Source organism: Pseudomonas sp. Emmai, from assembly GCF_055179735.1.
On the sequence record NZ_CM143685.1, the window covers coordinates 6,695,086 to 6,713,753 of the forward strand.

Consider the following 18,668-nt stretch of genomic DNA (forward strand, 5'->3'; position numbering starts at 1 on the left):
ACTGGAGGTGGACTATATGTATAGGTCTCAACTGTCCCAACCACCTGAAAGGAGCACTCCCATGTCCTGGTCCAAACCTGCTTACACCGACCTGCGTATCGGCTTTGAAGTCACCATGTACTTCGCAAGCCGCTAAGTTTGTATCGTTGTGCAACGCCTCGGTCTGCCGAGGCGTTTTTATTTTCAGCGTTGAAATGATGGAGCGCCCATGTTTGTCCAAATTCTAGGTTCCGCTGCCGGCGGCGGTTTCCCGCAGTGGAATTGCAACTGCGTGAACTGCGCCGGTTTTCGCGACGGCAGCCTGAACGCCAAGGCGCGGACCCAGTCGTCCATCGCGATTTCCGATGACGGCGTGAACTGGGTGCTGTGCAACGCCTCGCCGGACATCCGCGCCCAACTCCAGGGCTTCAGCCCGATGCAACCGGGCCGCGCCCTGCGCGACACCGGGATCAGCGCGATCATCCTGATGGACAGCCAGATCGACCACACCACCGGCCTGCTCAGCCTGCGCGAAGGTTGCCCGCATCAAGTCTGGTGCACGGACATGGTCCACGAAGACCTGAGCACCGGTTTTCCGCTGTTCACCATGCTGACCCACTGGAACGGCGGGCTGAACTGGAACCGCATCGAACTCGACCAGAGTTTCACAGTACCGGCCTGCCCGAACCTGCGGTTCACCCCGCTGCCCCTGCGCAGCGCCGCCCCGCCTTACTCACCGCACCGCTTCGACCCGCACCCGGGCGACAACATCGGCCTGATCGTCGAAGACCTCAGCACCGGTGGCAAGCTGTTCTATGCGCCCGGCCTGGGCAAGGTCGACGCACCTTTGCTGGAAATCATGGCCGGCAGCGATTGCCTGCTGGTAGACGGCACGATGTGGGATGACGATGAAATGCAGCGTCGTGGCGTTGGCACCCGCACGGGTCGGGAAATGGGTCATTTGGCGCAGAACGGCCCCGGCGGCATGCTGGAAGTGCTGGAACAATTGCCCGAGCAGCGCAAAGTGCTTATCCACATCAACAACACCAACCCCATTCTCGATGAAAATTCACCGGAGCGGGCGGAGCTGAATCGGCGTGGGGTTGAAGTGGCGTATGACGGGATGGGTATTGTGTTGTAGCCAATGGCCCCTTCGCGGACAAGCCTCGCTCCTACAGGTTGATCGCTATCCCTTGTAGGAGCGAGGCTTGCCCGCGAAGACGTCAGACCCGACACCAAAGAACCCACCGGTCCTACCCGGAGAACCGAAATGACTGACACCGCAATGTCCCCCACCGAGTTCGAAGCCGCCCTGCGCGCCAAGGGCGCCTACTACCACATCTACCACCCGTATCACGTGGCGATGTACGAAGGCCGGGCGACCCGCGAGCAGATCCAGGGCTGGGTGGCCAACCGTTTCTACTATCAGGTGAACATCCCCCTGAAGGACGCCGCGATCCTCTCCAACTGCCCGGACCGCGAGATTCGCCGTGAGTGGATTCAGCGCCTGCTCGACCACGACGGCGCCCCCGGTGAAGACGGCGGCATTGAAGCCTGGCTGCGCCTCGGTCAAGCCGTCGGCCTCGACCCGGATCAATTGCGCTCCCAGGAACTGGTGCTGCCCGGCGTGCGTTTCGCCGTGGACGCCTACGTCAACTTCGCCCGCCGTGCCAGTTGGCAGGAAGCCGCCAGCAGCTCGCTGACTGAACTGTTCGCGCCGCAGATCCACCAATCGCGCCTCGACAGCTGGCCCCAGCATTACCCGTGGATCGACCCGGCCGGCTACGAGTATTTCCGCACTCGCCTGGGTCAGGCCCGTCGTGACGTCGAGCACGGTCTGGCGATTACCTTGCAGCACTACACGACGCGGGAAGGCCAGGAGCGCATGCTGGAAATTCTCCAGTTCAAACTGGACATTCTTTGGAGCATGCTCGATGCCATGACGATGGCCTACGAGTTGAATCGCCCGCCTTATCACAGCGTGACCGAGCAACGGGTCTGGCATAAAGGAATCACCTTATGAGTTTTGATCGCAGCAAGATCCCGACCTGGCGTCAGGGCTACCGCTACCAGTACGAACCCGCGCAAAAAGGCCACGTGCTGCTGTACCCCGAAGGCATGATCAAACTCAATGAAAGCGCCGCGCTGATCGGTGGTTTGATCGACGGCGAGCGTGATGTGGCGGCGATCATTGCCGAGCTGGACGCGCAGTTCCCCGGCGTGCCTGAACTCGGTGAAGACATCGAGCAATTCATGGAGGTCGCCCGTGCTCAGCACTGGATCGAACTTGCCTGATTCCGTGTCGGACAAGTTACCGCCCAAACCGGACATCGGCCTGCCGCTGTGGCTGCTGGCCGAATTGACCTACCGCTGCCCGCTGCAATGCCCGTACTGCTCCAATCCGCTAGATTTCGCCGAGCAGGGCAAAGAGCTGAGCACCGAGCAGTGGATCAAGGTGTTCCGCGAAGCCCGGGAGATGGGCGCGGCGCAGCTGGGTTTCTCCGGCGGTGAACCACTGGTGCGCCAAGACCTCGCCGAGCTGATCGCCGAGGCGCGCAAGCTGGGTTTCTACACCAACCTGATCACCTCCGGCATCGGCCTTACCGAGCAGAAAATCCGCGACTTCAAGAAGGCTGGTCTGGACCATATCCAGATCAGTTTCCAGGCCAGCGACGAACAGGTGAACAACCTGCTGGCCGGCTCGAAAAAAGCTTTCGCTCAGAAGCTGGAAATGGCCCGTGCGGTGAAGGCACACGGTTATCCGATGGTGCTGAACTTCGTGACCCATCGGCACAACATTGACAAGATCGACCGCATCATTGAGTTGTGCATCGCCCTCGAAGCGGACTTCGTCGAGCTCGCCACCTGCCAGTTCTACGGTTGGGCCCAGCTCAATCGTGTCGGCCTGCTGCCGACCAAGGAACAACTGGTCCGCGCCGAACGCATCACCAATGAATACCGCGCCAAGCTGGAAGCCGAAGGGCATCCGTGCAAGCTGATTTTCGTCACCCCGGACTACTACGAAGAACGCCCGAAAGCCTGCATGAATGGCTGGGGCAGTATTTTTCTGACAGTGACGCCGGACGGAACCGCCCTGCCCTGTCACGGTGCCCGACAGATGCCGGTGCAATTTCCCAACGTGCGCGACCACAGCATGCAGCACATCTGGTACGACTCGTTTGGCTTCAACCGCTTTCGCGGTTACGACTGGATGCCTGAGCCTTGCCGTTCGTGCGATGAAAAAGAGAAGGACTTCGGCGGTTGCCGTTGCCAAGCGTTCATGCTCACGGGCGATGCCAGCAATGCCGATCCGGTGTGCAGCAAATCGGAACATCACGGCGTGATTCTCAAGGCCCGCGAAGAAGCCGAGCACGCGACCCAAACCATCGAACAACTGGCCTTTCGCAATGAACGAAACTCACGCCTCATCGCCAAAAGCTGAACCCTTCAGCGCCATCCGGGCCGTCGCGGCCGGTATCGACTTCGCCGAGTTGCAACTCGGCCGCCATGGCTTGTTCTGGAACGAGTACCGGCCCGAGGATGCCGCGTGCCGAATCTGGCATTGGCACGAAGGCCAGGCGCAATGCCTGACGCCGCTGGGGTTTAGTGTGCGCAGTCGGGTGTACGAATATGGCGGTGGGGCGTTTTGTCTGACGGATGACGGGATTGTTTTCGTCAACGAGGCGGACCAGCAGTTGTATCGGCAATCGTTGAAGGGTGAGACGCCTGAGGTGCTGACGTCGGCTGAGTGCCGTTATGGCGATCTGCAGTTTGCCAATGGCCAGGTGTTGGCGGTTGAAGAGCATCACGATCAGCATCGATTGGTGGCCATCGACCTGGCGGACGGTGTGCGTCATTTGCTGGCCGAGGGCGCGGATTTTTATGCCGCGCCGACGCTGAGTCCTGACACAAAACGTTTGGCCTGGATCGAGTGGAGCCGGCCGGACCAGCCATGGACCGCGACCCGGTTGATGGTTGCCGAACGCCAGAACGAGGGCTTTGGTCCGCCGCGTTGCGTGGCCGGCGATGGTGCTGAAGAGTCGCTGCAACAACCCCGTTTCGATGCCACGGGTCGCTTGTATTGCCTGACTGATCGCGGCGGCTACTGGCAGCCATGGATGGAATCCGTAGAAGGACTGACCCCGCTGGCCAGCGCCGCGGCTGATCACGGACCCGCGCCGTGGCAGCTCGGTGGCAGCACTTGGTTACCGCTTGGCGAAAACGCTTATCTGGCGAGCTGGACCGAAGGCGGCTTTGGCCGACTGGGTCTGTGCGGCGACGCCCCTGAGGATTTCACCGGGAACTACAGCCGTTTCCGAAGTCTCGCACTGGATACGCAGTTTATTTACTGCATCGCCGCCTCGCCCATCAGCTCCTCGGCGGTGCTTGCCATCGACCGCAACACCCGGCAAGTCAACGTCCTCGCTGGCGGCATTGCCCCCTTGCCCGCCGAGCAGATCAGCCGCCCGCAAACCCTGCGCTACCCGAGCGGTTCGGGGGAGGCCCATGGCTTCTTCTACCCGGCGATGACCAGCGCTGCAAAACCGCCGCTGGTGGTGTTCATCCATGGCGGCCCGACTTCGGCCTGCTACCCGATGCTCGACCCGCGCATCCAGTATTGGGCGCAACGCGGCTTCGCCGTGGCGGACCTCAACTACCGTGGCAGCAGCGGCTATGGCCGGGATTATCGGCAGGCGCTGCACCTGAGTTGGGGCGATGTGGATGTGGAAGATGCCTGTGCCGTGGTCACTTACCTCGCCGAACGCGGGCTGATCGATGGCGACAAGGCCTTCATTCGTGGCGGCAGTGCCGGCGGTTACACCACCCTCTGCGCGCTGGCGTTTCACAAGGTCTTTCGCGCAGGGGCCAGCCTGTATGGCGTCAGTGATCCGGTTGCACTGGGCAAGGCAACCCACAAGTTCGAAGGCGACTATCTGGATTGGTTGATTGGCGATCCGCGTCAGGACGCCGAACGTTATGCCGCGCGAACACCGCTATTGCATGCGCGCAACATCGCAGTGCCGGTGATTTTCTTTCAGGGTGAGCTGGATGCCGTGGTGGTGCCACAGCAGACCCGCGACATGGTCACGGCGCTGGAGGACAACGGCATTCTGGTCGAGGCCCACTATTACGCTGATGAGCGTCATGGGTTTCGCAAGGCGGGGAATCAGGCCCATGCGCTGGAACAGGAGTGGTTGTTTTATCGGCGGGTGATGGAATTGGCCGATTGAAACCGCGGCGCGCCCTTCGCGGGCAAGTCGGAACGCCGCCCGCGAACGCTATCTACCTGACACCGAAAATGTCAGCGCTTGGCGATGATGTAAACCGCATGCACGATCCCCGGAATATACCCGCACAACGTCAGCAGAATATTCAGCCAGAACGCCCCGGCGAAACCGACTTGCAGAAACACACCCAGGGGCGGCAACAGAATGGCGATGATGATTCGAATAAAGTCCATGGGTCAGCTCCTGATTTGAAGTTGGCTCGTACGAGCCACACAACCAATCGACCTGCTCCGTTCGTCAGGGTTCAGTGCGGTTCTTCAGACCAACATTTCGCCGAGACAAAAAAAACGCCCCACACCAAAAGAATCAGGCATGGGGCGATGCGTTATTACCGCGAGACGGTTCGGGAATTCGTGTAGGACGGCTCTGATCAGACGGCAATCCCTTTGCGGCACTGCAATTGCGCGGTGCGCACTCGGGAGAACGCTCGGGTCAGGCGCAGCAGCATTTCGTCGATGTTGGCTTTGCTGACGGTGAGGGCCGGGGTGAAGCGCAGGCAATCGGGTTGTGGCGCGTTGAGGAGCAAGCCTTCGTGGAGTGCCGCTTTGACTACCGCGTCTGCTGAATCGTCGGACAGGCTCAGCCCCCAAAGCAGGCCTTGCCCGCGCAATTCGCCGTGGCCGTAGCGATGGGACAGACGCCGGAGGCCTTCGCGAAGGTGTTGACCGGTCTGGCGTACATGATCAAGAAATCCGTGGTCCTGCACGCTGCCCAACACGGCGAGGCCAGCCGCGGTCATCAGCGCATTGCCGTGATGGGTGCCGGTCATTTCACCGAGGTCGAAACAGCACGCCTTGCCCCGGGCCAGCAACGCTGCCAACGGCACGCCGCCGCCCAGGCCTTTGCCGAGCACAACGATATCCGCTCGTACGCCGTAGGATTGCTCCGCGAGCAAGGTGCCGCAGCGGCCAATCCCGGTTTGCACTTCGTCGAGAATCAGCAGGATGCCCAGTTCGCGGCACAAACGCTCGACACCCTTGAGGTAATGCTCGTCGGCCGGAATCACCCCGGCCTCACTCTGAACTGGCTCGAGCATGATCGCCACAGTCCGGGCGTCTACCGCGGCATGCAACGCTGGCAGGTCATTGAACGGGACATGACTGAAGCCCGGCAACTGCGGCTCGAATCGGTTGGTCAGGTTCGAACTGTCCGACGCCGAAATCGTCCCGAGACTACGACCATGGCAACCCTTGTTGGCGACGATGATCCGCGAAGCGCCGCCACGATGCAGTTGGCCCCACTTGCGAGCCAACTTGATCGCCGCATCGCAAGCTTCACTGCCACTGTTGAGCAGGTAGGCCTGGTCGCTGCCGGTACTGGCGCAGAGGCGTTCGGCGAGGTTGAGCATGCCGCGGTTATGCAGGCCGAAACCGGGGTTGATCAGTGCCCGGGCCTGATCCGAAATGGCGTTGACCAGCACGGATGGGCTGTGGCCCAAGCTGTTGGCGCCGCCGCCCTGAGTGAAATCCAGATAAGCGCGATCATCGCTGTCCCACAACCACGAGCCCTGGCCCCGGACAAAAATCTGTTGTGGTCGCTCGACGCTGGGCATCAGGCACTCGCTGGAGAGGTTGTCACTGTGGGAGGGCAATGAACCGTCCAGGACCAAGTCGTCCAGGCTGGGAGGGTTACGTCGCAAATTAAACAGATTCATCGCAAAAAGCCTCGTTTGAGGTTTTTTGTCTTTCCTATGTAAACACCATCGCTGCAAACGGTATTCATCGCTCGTTCTGGCCCTGTAAGCCTTATGAATGCGGTTAGACTAGGCTCAGGCACGGCGCTGAGCCATTTCGATTTCACAGCATTTTCGATAAGTATTACTTATGGATTTCAAACAACTGCGTTATTTCGTCGCGGTCTACGAAGAAGGCCATGTAGGCCGGGCGGCGGAGCGACTGTCCATCTCCCAACCGGCGCTGTCGCAACAGATCCGTCACCTCGAACAGAACCTCGATGTAAGCCTGTTCGAGCGCAGCAGCAAACGCCTGTTGCCGACTCTGGCGGCGCACACGTTGTACAACCACGCCTTGCCCCTGCTCGATGGTCTGCAACGGGCACGGGAGGCCTTGGGTAATTTCAAGGGTCAGGCACTGCGTACCCTGGCCATTGGCGTGTTGCAGACTGTGCACAGCAGCCTGGTGCCGCAGATGCTCGAACGGGTGCGCAAGGCGCAGCCGCATCTGGTGGTGCAGATCTACGAGCTGACCGGCCTCGAGATTGAGCGGCGCTTGCTCAACGGTTCCCTGGACATCGGCATCAGCTATTTGCCGCCGCGTCAGCCAGGGCTGCATGGCGTGATGCTGTACGAAGATGAACTGACCCTTGTCATCCCGGCGGATCATCCGCTGCGGGAATTCAAGAAAGTTTCCATGAGCCAGGCCGCGGAATTGCCGATGCTGCTGTTGGGCGAAGAGTTTCAGCTACGACAGATCTGGCAGACGCAATTGGCCAGCCTGGGCCGGCGTCCGCAAGTGCAAGCCGAGCTGAATAACATGGCGGGGATTCTCGACAGCCTGCCCCATACCCGACTGGCCACGGTGCTGCCCGGGCGCTCGCAAAAAGCCCTCGGCAACCATGAACTGCTGTGGAAACCACTGACCGAGCCGCGCGTACCGCTGAAAGTCGGCTTGGTGTGTCGAGATGTGCAACGGCAACAAGCCTCGCTGGCGCTGTTGCAGACATTGCTGGAAGAAGTACTGAATGGGCCCGATGACCGCTTGAACGGCCCGGTGACAATGACCTGAGCACTTTTCTGCAGGTAAAAGAAAACCCCGCCGAAGCGGGGCTTTGCAGACTGTTTCCCTGACATCCATTTCACTCCGCCGTCCTGGCAGAATCCTACGTGTCCGTGTTGTTGCTTTGCGCTTCCTGCGCGACGTCCATGTGAAGTAGATTAGCTCTGGATCCAATCGGCGCATATGGGAAAACAGCAGCACGTCATGTAAGAGAATGCTTACATGACGTTACATCGTCAGAACTGCGAGGCGTCCAGCAGGAACAACGATTCGCTACCGGCCTTCACCGACGCGCTCAACGAGTGAATCCGCGGCAGCAGACGGGCGAAATAGAACCGCGCGGTGCCAAGTTTGCTCGCGTAGAAATCGTCCTGCGCCTCTTTGCCGAAGGCCGCCTTGGCCATCAATGCCCACATGTAGGCATAGGCAACGTATCCAAATACTTGCAGATACTCGACCGACGCCGCGCCGATTTCATTCGGGTTGTTTTTCGCCCGGTCCAGCAGCCACGAAGTCAGCTCATCAAGGGTAGTCACCGCGTCGTTCAACGGCTTGGTGAACTCCGCCAGATCAGCGCTGGCGGTCGCGGTGAAGTGACGAATCTCGTCGGCGAACAGGTTGTAGAACGCCCCGCCGCTGCCAACAATCTTGCGTCCTACAAGGTCCAGCGCCTGAATACCGTTGGTGCCTTCATAAATCTGGGTGATCCGTACATCGCGAACCAGTTGTTCCTGGCCCCATTCACGGATGTAACCGTGGCCGCCGAACACTTGCTGGCCATGCACGGTGGTTTCCAGACCCAGATCGGTCAGGAAGGCCTTGGCCACTGGCGTCAGCAGAGCAACCAGATCTTCCGCGCGTTTACGGGTGGTCGGGTCTTCGCTGAACTTGGCGGTGTCCAACTGCATCGCCACGTACGTCGAGAAGGCACGGCCGCCTTCGTTCGAGGCTTTCATGGTGAGCAGCATGCGACGCACGTCCGGGTGGACGATGATCGGGTCTGCGACTTTGTCTTTGTTTTGCGCGCCGGTCGGCGAACGGCTTTGCAGGCGATCGCGGGCGTATTCGATGGCGTTCTGATACGAGCGTTCGCCGGTGGCCAAACCCTGGATACCGACGCCCAGACGTTCGTAGTTCATCATGGTGAACATCGCTGCCAGGCCTTTGTTCGGCTCGCCGACCAGGTAACCCACGGCTTCGTCGAAGTTCATCACGCAGGTCGCGGACGCCTGGATGCCCATTTTGTGTTCGATCGAACCGCAGTTCGCCGGGTTACGCGCGCCCAGGCTGCCATCGGCATTGACCATGAACTTCGGCACCAGGAACAGCGAGATGCCCTTCGGACCGGCCGGTGCGTCCGGCAGTTTGGCCAGCACCAAGTGGATGATGTTTTCGGTGAGGTCGTGTTCGCCACCCGTGATGAAAATCTTGGTGCCGCTGACTTTGTAGGAACCGTCGGCCTGAGGTTCGGCCTTGGTGCGGATGATCCCCAGGTCTGTACCGGCGTGCGGCTCGGTCAGGCACATGGAGCCGGCCCAGACGCCGGCGTACATGTTCGGCAGGTACGCGGCTTTCAGCTCGTCGCTGGCGTGGGCGTTGATCGACAGGCAGGCGCCAGCGGTCAGCATCGGGTACAGACCGAACGACAGGCTGGAGGAGTTGACCATCTCTTCGACTTGGGCCGACACAGCCTTGGGCATGCCCATGCCGCCGTAGGCCGGATCGCCACCAACACCGACCCAACCGCCTTCAGCGTAAGTCTGATAAGCCTGTGGGAAACCTGCCGGCGTGGTGACGGCACCGTCCGCCCAATGGCAACCTTCTTCGTCAGCCGCACGGCTCAGGGGCGCGATGCTTTTGCTGGTGACCTTGCCGGCTTCTTCGAGAATGGCTTCGACGGTTTCGGCATCGACGGTATCCGCCAGCGCCGGCAGCTCGGCCCAGAGTTTGGCGACCTCGAAAACTTCATTGAGGACGAAGCGCATATCGCGCAGGGGCGCTTTGTAGTCAGCCATGGCAAACCTCGCAGGATCTAAACGGGTGATTCGTAGGAATTGTGCTTTCGTTGGATTCGAGTGTAACCCAACAACTTTTACGACACATAGGGTCAGCTCATGACTGATTTGTAATGTTTAGTCATCAGCGTGTATCTGACAAACGCATTCGCGGGCAAGCCTCGCTCCTACAGGTTCTCTATCGTTCGCGAAGTCTGCGCACGGCGAGGATCTGTAGGAGCGAGGCTTGCCCGCGAAGCTCTTAAAAAACGACTACAGCGCAAACAACTCCGCCGGCAACTTCATCAGGCAATCACTCCCCGCCTCGATCGCCGCCCGATGTGCAGCAGTGCGTGGCAGCAATCGCTTGAAATAGAACTCGCAGGTCGCCAGTTTGCCGCGCAAATAATCCGCATCACCGCTGCCCGCGTCCAACTGCGCTTGAGCCACCAGCGCCATACGCAGCCACAGATAGCCGAGGATGATGTAACCGCTGTACATCAAGTAATCCACCGACGCCGCGCCGACTTCATCCGCATTCTTCATCGCAGCCATGCCGATTTTCGTCGTCACCTCGCCCCACTGCTGATTCAACTCGTTGAGCTGCGCCACGAAGCTACCCAACTGCGGATGCTCGGCGTTGGCCGCGCAGAACTTGTGGACGATTTTAGTGAAGCCGCGCAGCAGCTTGCCCTGGCTGCCGAGGACTTTGCGCCCCAGCAGGTCCAGTGCCTGAATGCCGTTGGTGCCCTCGTAGATCGGCGCAATCCGGCAGTCGCGCACCAGCTGCTCCATGCCCCACTCGCGGATAAAACCGTGGCCACCAAACACCTGCATGCCGTGGTTGGTCACTTCCAGGCCGGTGTCGGTCATGAAGGCTTTGCAGATCGGCGTCAGGAACGCCAGCAAGTCCTCGGCCTCCTGGCGCGCCGTGGCGTCCGCACTCAGGTGGGCGATATCCAGCAACTGTGCGGTGAAATAGGTCAGCGCCCGGTTGCCTTCGTTGAAGGCCTTCATCGTCAGCAACATCCGTCGTACGTCCGGGTGCACGATGATCGGGTCGGCGGCTTTTTCCGGGGCTTTCGGGCCGGTCAGCGAACGCATTTGCAGGCGGTCGTTGGCGTATTTGATCGCACCCTGGAAGCTCGCTTCACCCAGACACAAGCCCTGCATGCCGGTGCCCAGGCGCGCATGGTTCATCATGGTGAACATGCAGTTCAGGCCCTTGTTCGCTTCACCAATCAAATAGCCCTTGGCGTCGTCGAAATTGAGCACGCAGGTGGCCGAAGCCTTGATGCCCATTTTGTGTTCGATGGAGCCGCAGGAAACGCCGTTGCGCTCGCCCGCTTCGCCGTCAGCATCGGGTAGGAATTTGGGCACGATAAACAGCGAAATGCCCTTGGTCCCGGCCGGCGCGTCCGGCAACTTGGCCAACACCAAATGAATGATGTTGTCGCTCATGTCGTGTTCGCCGGCCGAGATGAAGATCTTGCTGCCGGAGATCGCGTAACTGCCGTCGGCCTGGGGCACGGCGCGGGTCTTGATGATGCCCAGGTCGGTGCCGCAATGGGCTTCGGTCAGGCACATGGTGCCGGTCCACTGGCCGGCGGTGAGTTTGCTCAGGTAGGTGTGTTTTTGTTCCTCGGTGCCATGGGCGTGGATCGCTGACATTGCACCGTGGGTCAGGCCAGGGTACATGCCCCAGGAGGTGTTGCTGGAGGCGACCATCTCACTGATGACCAGGCCCAGTGAGCTAGGCAAGCCTTGACCGCCGTAAACCGGATCAGCCGCCAGGCCGTGCCAGCCCGCCTCGACGTATTGTGCGAAGGCTTGCTTGAAGCCTGTAGGCGTTGTCACCACGCCGTTGTCGAAATGGCAGCCTTCTTCGTCACCGCTGCGATTAAGCGGTGCCAGAACGTTCTCACAGAATTTCGCGCCTTCTTCGAGGATCGCGTTGACCATGTCCGGGCTGGCATCGGTAGCGCCCAGCGCGGCGTAATTGCTGTGAAAGTCGAAGACGTGGTCGATCAGGAAGCGCATGTCGCGCAGGGGAGCTTTGTACTCGGGCATGGTCGTTTCTCCGGCGGCAGATTCTTCAAACCTACTGCCGCGCACCATGCCTCACAATCACAGTCCAGACGCTGAATGCGCCGTCATCACTCAACCCGCAGCGGCGTCCATGCGCACCGCGCCACGGCGGCTTTGACCGAACGCCACCACACAGTTGCGACCGGCGCCCTTGGCGCTGTAGAGCGCCTCGTCAGCGGACTTGAGCACTTGTTCGGGGGTGCGCTGCTCCAGGCGCTCGGCGACACCGATGCTGACCGTCACCGACACACTCGAAGCGCCGGAGCCGGCCCGGCGCTGGCGACCTTGCTGGTCGTCCTGGGGACGATCCGGATTGCGCAGTTGAATGTTGTAGGACGCAATCGACTCGCGAATGACTTCCAGATGCGGCATACACTCTTCCAGCGTCTTGCCCGCGAACACCAGGGCAAATTCCTCGCCACCGTAGCGATACGCCCTACCGCCGCCGCTGATTTTCGACAGCTTGCTCGCGACCAGTCGCAGCACCTGATCGCCGACATCGTGGCCGTGGGTGTCGTTGAATTTCTTGAAGTGATCGACGTCGCTCATCGCGAGCACGTAATTGCGCCCCAGGCGCTGCATGCGTTCGTTCAACGCGCGGCGCCCCGGCAGGCCGGTGAGTTCGTCGCGGAAGGCCATTTGATAGGCTTCGTGGGCCACAGCCGCGGCAATCATCAGCATCACCTGGCTGCACATGATGTTCAGGGTGAACGGCAGGATGAAGGTTTTCGGCAACATCCAGAACAGTCCCAACAATCCCACCAACTGCGCGGCGTGCAGAGGTCGCGGGTTGCGCCAGTATTGCCAGGCCAGAAGCAGGAACGAGGCGATGAAGACCGGGTAGGACAACTGGATCAGGCTCATCCAGGCGCCATGCAAGGCAGGCCAGCGAATCTCCGACAGCCACATCAACAACGCCTGTGGGTAACTTTGCTCAATGCCCAGTGCCACGCTGCCGAACGCCAGCAACACGGCGAAGCGCGCCACCATGTCCTGGAACAGGTGAGTACGCTCTTGCCACGCCGCGAACAGGCCGAACAGCAAGGGCAGCAGCAAACAACAGAGATGGAACACCACCGCCGCGTCTTCGCGAACCTTGCCGTTGTCGCGGTAATAATCGGTCTGGGTGTCGAGCAGGAAATAGGCGATGTACACCGTGACCATCAGGAACAGTTCACGCTGGCGTCGGTAAACCGCGCAGTACGCGCCGCCGAGCAGCAGCACCAGGGTGGGCAGCACGTTGAACAGCGACGTGAAGAAGACGTTGAGATCCTTGATGTACGCAGCCGAAAGCCCAGCGAGCAATAGCAGTAGTGAGGGCAAGAAATGACTGAAACGTACAGCGGAAGAACGCGGCAAGGGTAAAGCTCCGACCCGGCATAGCAATTGATGGCATTGTGCCTGCAATGCGCACGATTAAGCACACGAAATGTGATGCAGGTCACGTGAACGTCTCTTTAACGGCAGAAATGCCGAGTATCTGAGTCAATTGCCGAGGTTTTTTAATGCAACACACATGTTGTGGAGAGGGAGCTTGCTCCCGCTCCACAAAAGCCCCCTCGCCACCAATACCCGATGCTTCAGAGATCGTTGTAGAACGGCTGTAAAGGCCCCTCGGTGGCGGTGCGCCCTTCCGCACCAATCGGCTTGAGCGCAATCGGTGCATCCAGCGCCTGCCGGGTCGAAATCTTCGGACTCACAGGCCGTGCCGTTACCGCATTCTCATCACCGACGTGACCTTGGGGAATAACCAGCGACGGATGATCGAACGGCGCCTGCTCCCAGGCCACGCGCGGATCGGTCAACCCGACTTCCATAAACTTGACCAGCGCATCGACTTCCTCAGGGGTCAGGTTCAGCGAAGTCATATCCGGATCAAGGTTCGAGGCGTTGTGCTGATTCGCCGAAGGATGTTCGAAGCCGCTGGTGTTGCTCGCATCCTCACCACGCCGATCACCGCCGCGGTTGTAGAACTCCATGACCTGTTTGAGCGTCGCCCGGCTGCCATTGTGGAAATACGGCCCGGTCAAGGCGATGTTGCGCAGCGTCGGCGTCTTGAAAGCACCATCCACGGAATCACGGAAACCGACATTCGGTTTAAGCGTCGCATCACACGGCAACGCTGCACTCAATGGCGCTTCGAATGTGCAAACGTCGACATCCAGCGGGTCAGGCACGTTACCGCCCTGCAACAGGGTGTTGTACTGACGTGTGAAGGACCAAGGGTTGCCCCACGCGTCCGAACCACCTAGCGCCAAATCTTCCGACGTCGGCCGCACGCCAGTGTTGTAGAAGCCGTTGTCATAGAGCGTGGTGAGGTTGTCGGCCATCACCATGCGCTCGATGCGTTCACGCGGATGGAACAGCAAGCGGCTACCGGCGTTGGTCAGTTCCGCGCCACCATGGCAACTAACGCATTTGCCCTTGCCCAGGAACAGGTTCATGCCTTCGACCTGCTGGGCATTCATGGCCGAATGATCGCCCTGCAAGTAAGCGTCCAGCGGTGCCTTATCCGAGATCAGGGTGGATTCGTACATCTGGATCGCCAGGCCGAAGAACAGCGGGAAATTGGCCTCCATCTGAGTGTACGGCGCATCGCCCAACAGCACCTGCTGCGTGGCATTCCACAAACGTGGCTGGAACGCAGCCTTGATCAGTTCACGGTAAGTCGGCCGGCGCGCACCGGAAACGGAGGCCAGCACCGAATCGGTCGAGGAAATCCGTTGCTGCTTGAGCATCAGGGTGTCGAGCATGCGCCGGCCGATATCGGCAAAGGTGCGCCCGCCACAGGACATTTCCACCGGGCTGCCGGGAGGTCCCACCGCCTGCGAGGCCGCCGAGGCATCCTTGAGCGCCAGTCGCACTTTGGTGGCTACGCCGCCGCGATCACCGGTGACGAAAATCCCGGCATCGGGATCGCGATTGCCGAACGGCGAGAAGCCGTTGAACACGTTGTTCGCCCGGCCATCCCAGAAATTTCGCACATTGAACGCGGCGTTGATCACCGTCGGCGCGTTACGCCCGGTGCTGCGACGGACATTGATGCCGCCTACCTGGAATATGCCGTCTGGCTGCGCCGTGCACTTGTCGAAACGCGCTTGGTGTGGCTTGACGAAGTTGGCGTCGAACACGCCTTGGGAGCCGATCACATCGTCGGTGGAATAGAGAATCGGCGAATTGCGATCCAGTGGATCGGCCAGCACATGGGTCGGGAAGTCGCTTTTCTTCAGCGTGTAGTTCGGGCCGCCCTTGCCGCCGGATTTGGTCAAGTAGGAAGCGACGTCGCCCGGAATGTCGGACGCTACAAACGGCTTGTTGAAGATCGAAGAAACGTTTGAGTTGATGTTCGCCTGGCCAGGATTGATCTGGTTGGTGATGCGGTGATCGACACCCGCGTGGAAGTGGCAGGAGGCGCATGCGGTGGAACCGTCACTGCCGATCTCCATGTCCCAGAACAGCGCCTTGCCCAACAGAATCGCCGCTGAGCGGTTGAGGACGTAGTCGGTCATCAGGTCGACTTTGCGCCCGCCTTCGGTTCCAGAAGGGTCGGGTGGCGTCATGCCGTGCAACGACTGCAAGCTGGGGACGTCTACCACGGGTGTGACAACCTCTGGCGGGGACGCAGCGATGGCGCTCTCGCAAGCCAGACCGACAGCGATCAGGCCACCTGTGATCGAACAGGCCCAGCGGATAATACGAAGGATGCTCAAGGACTTCACCATGATGACATTCTCGATTCAGTACGGAGTAGCCAGGCTCCGGGATTATCCTGTTACGAGAGGAACTCATCACCAGGGATATTGCTGCTCGCACGACTAAACGCACCCACTGGAAGTTGGCCGATGCGAAACGAGGCCTAACTGGCAAAGTACTCTCTTGGCTCAGGCTTAATTGAAACGTTGCTTTTGTCGCGCCGTGAGGAGCGCTTAACTCAACTCTAGCTGTAACAAATAATTTCAACAAAAAAATTTAGTATTTTTTATCTCGACTGACCAACGCCTCAGTTAATAGCCATCGATCGGGAAGCCCATCCATGGTAACTGCAAGCACCCACTCCATTAGGGTGAACATCCCCCCCATTCTTGGGTGCCATTCCCCAACCACAATTGACAAGCGACAAAATACCCATATTTCACAACATGTTAAGTCTTAGCCATCAGAAAAATAATATTGGCAAAGTAATTGCTAATTCATAACTCGTAAGATAACCAGCACAGTCTTTGCAATTTTAGAGATCCGACACCTGGTTGAATGAGTCGTCACTAATCAAAAACAATACTCGTGCGCTAGTTGCACTGCGCGAGCTATTGTTTAATTTTTATATGGGTGCAAAAAAACAATTATTTCATAGACCTCTCTATATTCCACTTGCCATTCGATTGGTGTTAAGTGTATCTATAGACAACGGTTCTCAATTACTTGCTTATAACTGCCCGAAGGGTAATTAGTTCAGCACTCCCAAACGTGGGCGCCTAGCCCCCCCTACTTCGGTGCCATTCATATAGATATTGTTGCGTGCAATACCACAACATCCGCGCAGCCGCATTTATTGCTGGCAAACAACTGTTGGCGTCAATTCGGCACGACTAGTGCTTTACACGTTCCAGGCTCAAGGAATGTCTCTCGCGATTGTGTCCGGAACCGGCCAACGCATCGCCGATTGAATGCATCTGAAGGCTGAGTGCCAGGCATGTCGAAACCATGCTCAGACACTTGCCCTCTGGATCGAGCCCCAACTCGACGCGAGTCGATTGGCCGGCAACAGGTCCCGCAAGATTGTGGAGAGAACCATGAGCTTATCCCTACACGCAAAAGCGCTGGCATCAGCGCCGTTCCTCAAGCGACTCAACGGCACCTCAGGTCACCACGCACTGCTGGCCGGCGCTGTCGCCGTCGCACTCGCCATTGGAGGCGCAGGTGATGCACTTGCCCAAGGCGGCGGGACGGCCAAGCCAGTCAAGGGCGCACCCTCCCCGTTCTCGACCCCCACTTTGCCTAATCCGGTGTTTACCAATCCGGATGCGATTCATGGCTTTGACGTCACGGGTTTTATCCAGAGCATGACCCTGGATCCCACCAATGCGAATTGCCCCGGCACCAGCGATCCTGGTCGATTTGGCGGGACCGTCCAACTGAACGGCGTCACGATTACCGTCCCGTGCAATACGATTTTGCAAATGCCGGCCAATACCCTGACCTGGGCGGATTTTGTCAGGGGCGGGTCGCTGGCGCTCAACAAAGGACCGACTTCATACCCCTCTTTCGAGATCCACGTGGTGGGCAATACCGTCTCCAACAAGCAAATAGCCGGGCTGATCTTTGTCTCGCAGCAAGCGGCGAATGCCGGCAGCGGCTACATCACGCGGATCGACTACACCAACGGCAACCTCGAAGTGGATAGCGGCACGCCTCTGCAACCGACAATCATCCAGATCAACGACCCAAGCGGACGCTTTGGTCGTGCTCAAAGCCCCGATCCCCGGTTCTCCGTGGATGACGCCAACCCGACTATCCACGCTGCCACCGGTTACCCGATGTGCGTACCCCGCACCATTTCCGGGGACGATGCTCTCTGCCCTCAGAAAAACCGGCCAAAAGTCGTGACCCCGACCACCACAAATAACTGCCGAAACTTCAGCCAGGCGGGGGTCATCCCTCCGGCCAGCGGAGAGCTGTCCCCTCCGGTTCTGGGCCAGGTTTATTGCAGTCAGTTCGTCATGAAGCGCTTCAGCGATGCTTCGCGCACAGCGACCGACCCCGACCCGATGCAACAGGCACCGTTCGAAGTCGGCGACTTCATCAGCTACGCGGGTACGCTGTTCAAATCGGCCACAGCGGGTACTCCGGACTTTATCTCCGCCCACACGATTGAGGCCAACATCGGGATCTACACCCAACCCGGTACGCAACCCAGCTATCTGGCTATCGGGGAATTCGGTATCGGTACCGCCGACCCCTCGGCAACGGCCATCAACGGCGTAGCGCAGGAAACGCAGGACCGGATATTCCTGGAAGCATCGACAACCGACGTGAAAACACCCGTCGATATCTATCTGATAGATGTGAACCCTTCGACGGGCATACAAACCAATCGCTGGGTTACGCCTTATGAGATGACAGGTGAATGCAACCCTGCACAGTCCCTTCCCGCCAGTTGCTTTGGTGTCTCGGGTGGCATCACGAGCCAGAACATCGGCCCTCAACCACAACGCGCGAGAATTCGCGCGACCAAGGCACCGACCGGGCTTCTCAGCCAGCCGACCCGCACCTTGCGCGTTGTTGTACGGTCACTTTGTGTTCCACAACTGACCGCTTCCCAGACCGCCGTGGACAGTTGCATTCAAAATGCCGGCCGGTTGACGGTGGCCAATGGTCTGATCGCTGGACAGTACGTGGCGCCGGTGTTTGAGTTCATCTTTCCGGAAGGCGTCAAGCCTGGCGACCCGGTGGTCCCGAACGACTTCTGGCACCTGCCGTTCCTGCGTAACGGAGAAGGCGCAGGCACTCCGACCGGCGTCGGCCCTCTGGACCCGACCCCTTGGTAGGTAACGTCTGAGCAGTCAGGAAGAAGCAAAAAAAAACCG

The 18,668-nt window shown here is 59.5% G+C and carries 14 protein-coding genes; 8 read left to right on the plus strand and 6 right to left on the minus strand.

The window, feature by feature from the left end; translation table 11 throughout:
• Positions 1–61: 61 nt before the first annotated feature.
• The 6 genes from pqqA to ACY4LX_RS30855 all read left to right on the plus strand — a co-directional run bounded on the left by pqqA (position 62) and on the right by ACY4LX_RS30855 (position 5,210).
• Positions 62–136, plus strand: a complete 75-nt coding sequence (gene pqqA, locus ACY4LX_RS30830; protein WP_009045898.1) for a pyrroloquinoline quinone precursor peptide PqqA — start codon at positions 62–64, stop codon at positions 134–136.
• 72 nt (positions 137–208) lie between these two features.
• Positions 209–1,120, plus strand: a complete 912-nt coding sequence (gene pqqB / locus ACY4LX_RS30835) for a pyrroloquinoline quinone biosynthesis protein PqqB (RefSeq protein ID WP_149659586.1) — start codon at positions 209–211, stop codon at positions 1,118–1,120.
• Between the two features lie 129 nt (positions 1,121–1,249).
• Positions 1,250–2,002, plus strand: coding sequence for a pyrroloquinoline-quinone synthase PqqC (gene pqqC / locus ACY4LX_RS30840; protein WP_463258659.1), 753 nt, complete (start codon positions 1,250–1,252; stop codon positions 2,000–2,002).
• Positions 1,999–2,274 (plus strand): pyrroloquinoline quinone biosynthesis peptide chaperone PqqD, encoded by a 276-nt coding sequence (gene pqqD / locus ACY4LX_RS30845; protein ID WP_463258660.1) that lies wholly within the window; start codon positions 1,999–2,001, stop codon positions 2,272–2,274. The genes pqqC and pqqD overlap by 4 nt, the downstream gene beginning before the upstream one ends.
• Before the next feature lie 4 nt (positions 2,275–2,278).
• A complete protein-coding gene (gene pqqE / locus ACY4LX_RS30850) occupies positions 2,279–3,421 on the plus strand; it encodes a pyrroloquinoline quinone biosynthesis protein PqqE (protein ID WP_178129146.1) in 1,143 nt (380 codons plus the stop codon).
• Entirely contained in the window at positions 3,387–5,210 is a 1,824-nt protein-coding gene (locus ACY4LX_RS30855; RefSeq protein WP_463258661.1) for a S9 family peptidase, read from the plus strand. The genes pqqE and ACY4LX_RS30855 overlap by 35 nt, the downstream gene beginning before the upstream one ends.
• Before the next feature lie 71 nt (positions 5,211–5,281).
• Here the strand turns inward: ACY4LX_RS30855 and ACY4LX_RS30860 are convergent, their stop codons facing one another.
• On the minus strand, positions 5,282–5,440 hold the full coding sequence (locus ACY4LX_RS30860; RefSeq protein WP_007904205.1) for a YqaE/Pmp3 family membrane protein: 159 nt from the start codon (positions 5,438–5,440) through the stop codon (positions 5,282–5,284).
• Positions 5,441–5,637: 197 nt separating this feature from the next.
• A complete protein-coding gene (locus ACY4LX_RS30865; protein ID WP_463258662.1) occupies positions 5,638–6,921 on the minus strand; it encodes an aspartate aminotransferase family protein in 1,284 nt (427 codons plus the stop codon).
• A gap of 169 nt (positions 6,922–7,090) precedes the next feature.
• Between ACY4LX_RS30865 and ACY4LX_RS30870 the strand changes: the two genes are divergently transcribed.
• Entirely contained in the window at positions 7,091–8,011 is a 921-nt protein-coding gene (locus tag ACY4LX_RS30870) for a LysR family transcriptional regulator (RefSeq protein ID WP_463258663.1), read from the plus strand.
• A gap of 227 nt (positions 8,012–8,238) precedes the next feature.
• On the opposite strand, the gene ACY4LX_RS30875 is transcribed toward ACY4LX_RS30870, so the two are convergent.
• The 4 genes from ACY4LX_RS30875 to ACY4LX_RS30890 all read right to left on the minus strand — a co-directional run bounded on the left by ACY4LX_RS30875 (position 8,239) and on the right by ACY4LX_RS30890 (position 15,743).
• A complete protein-coding gene (locus ACY4LX_RS30875; RefSeq protein WP_463258664.1) occupies positions 8,239–10,017 on the minus strand; it encodes an acyl-CoA dehydrogenase C-terminal domain-containing protein in 1,779 nt (592 codons plus the stop codon).
• A 252-nt stretch (positions 10,018–10,269) separates the two neighbouring features.
• The gene (locus ACY4LX_RS30880) at positions 10,270–12,066 is read right to left on the minus strand and encodes an acyl-CoA dehydrogenase C-terminal domain-containing protein (protein WP_463258665.1); all 1,797 of its coding nucleotides are present in this window, start codon (positions 12,064–12,066) and stop codon (positions 10,270–10,272) included.
• A 90-nt stretch (positions 12,067–12,156) separates the two neighbouring features.
• On the minus strand, positions 12,157–13,443 hold the full coding sequence (locus ACY4LX_RS30885) for a GGDEF domain-containing protein (protein ID WP_149659594.1): 1,287 nt from the start codon (positions 13,441–13,443) through the stop codon (positions 12,157–12,159).
• A gap of 221 nt (positions 13,444–13,664) precedes the next feature.
• Positions 13,665–15,743 carry a cytochrome-c peroxidase gene (locus tag ACY4LX_RS30890; RefSeq protein ID WP_463260657.1) on the minus strand — a complete coding sequence of 693 codons (2,079 nt, stop codon included), beginning with the start codon at positions 15,741–15,743 and terminating at the stop codon, positions 13,665–13,667.
• A 1,131-nt stretch (positions 15,744–16,874) separates the two neighbouring features.
• Between ACY4LX_RS30890 and ACY4LX_RS30895 the strand changes: the two genes are divergently transcribed.
• A complete protein-coding gene (locus tag ACY4LX_RS30895; RefSeq protein WP_149659595.1) occupies positions 16,875–18,629 on the plus strand; it encodes a hypothetical protein in 1,755 nt (584 codons plus the stop codon).
• The last annotated feature ends 39 nt before the right edge of the window (positions 18,630–18,668 follow it).

Bases quoted from the DNA above. Each gene is read 5' to 3' on its own strand.
- pqqB (WP_149659586.1), top strand. From the start codon at position 209: ATGTTTGTCCAAATTCTAGGTTCCGCTGCCGGCGGCGGTTTCCCGCAG.
- pqqC (WP_463258659.1), top strand. From the start codon at position 1,250: ATGACTGACACCGCAATGTCCCCCACCGAGTTCGAAGCCGCCCTGCGC.
- pqqD (WP_463258660.1), top strand. From the start codon at position 1,999: ATGAGTTTTGATCGCAGCAAGATCCCGACCTGGCGTCAGGGCTACCGC.
- ACY4LX_RS30855 (WP_463258661.1), top strand. From the start codon at position 3,387: ATGAACGAAACTCACGCCTCATCGCCAAAAGCTGAACCCTTCAGCGCC.
- ACY4LX_RS30860 (WP_007904205.1), bottom strand. From the start codon at position 5,440: ATGGACTTTATTCGAATCATCATCGCCATTCTGTTGCCGCCCCTGGGT.
- ACY4LX_RS30865 (WP_463258662.1), bottom strand. From the start codon at position 6,921: ATGAATCTGTTTAATTTGCGACGTAACCCTCCCAGCCTGGACGACTTG.
- ACY4LX_RS30870 (WP_463258663.1), top strand. From the start codon at position 7,091: ATGGATTTCAAACAACTGCGTTATTTCGTCGCGGTCTACGAAGAAGGC.
- ACY4LX_RS30875 (WP_463258664.1), bottom strand. From the start codon at position 10,017: ATGGCTGACTACAAAGCGCCCCTGCGCGATATGCGCTTCGTCCTCAAT.
- ACY4LX_RS30880 (WP_463258665.1), bottom strand. From the start codon at position 12,066: ATGCCCGAGTACAAAGCTCCCCTGCGCGACATGCGCTTCCTGATCGAC.
- ACY4LX_RS30895 (WP_149659595.1), top strand. From the start codon at position 16,875: ATGAGCTTATCCCTACACGCAAAAGCGCTGGCATCAGCGCCGTTCCTC.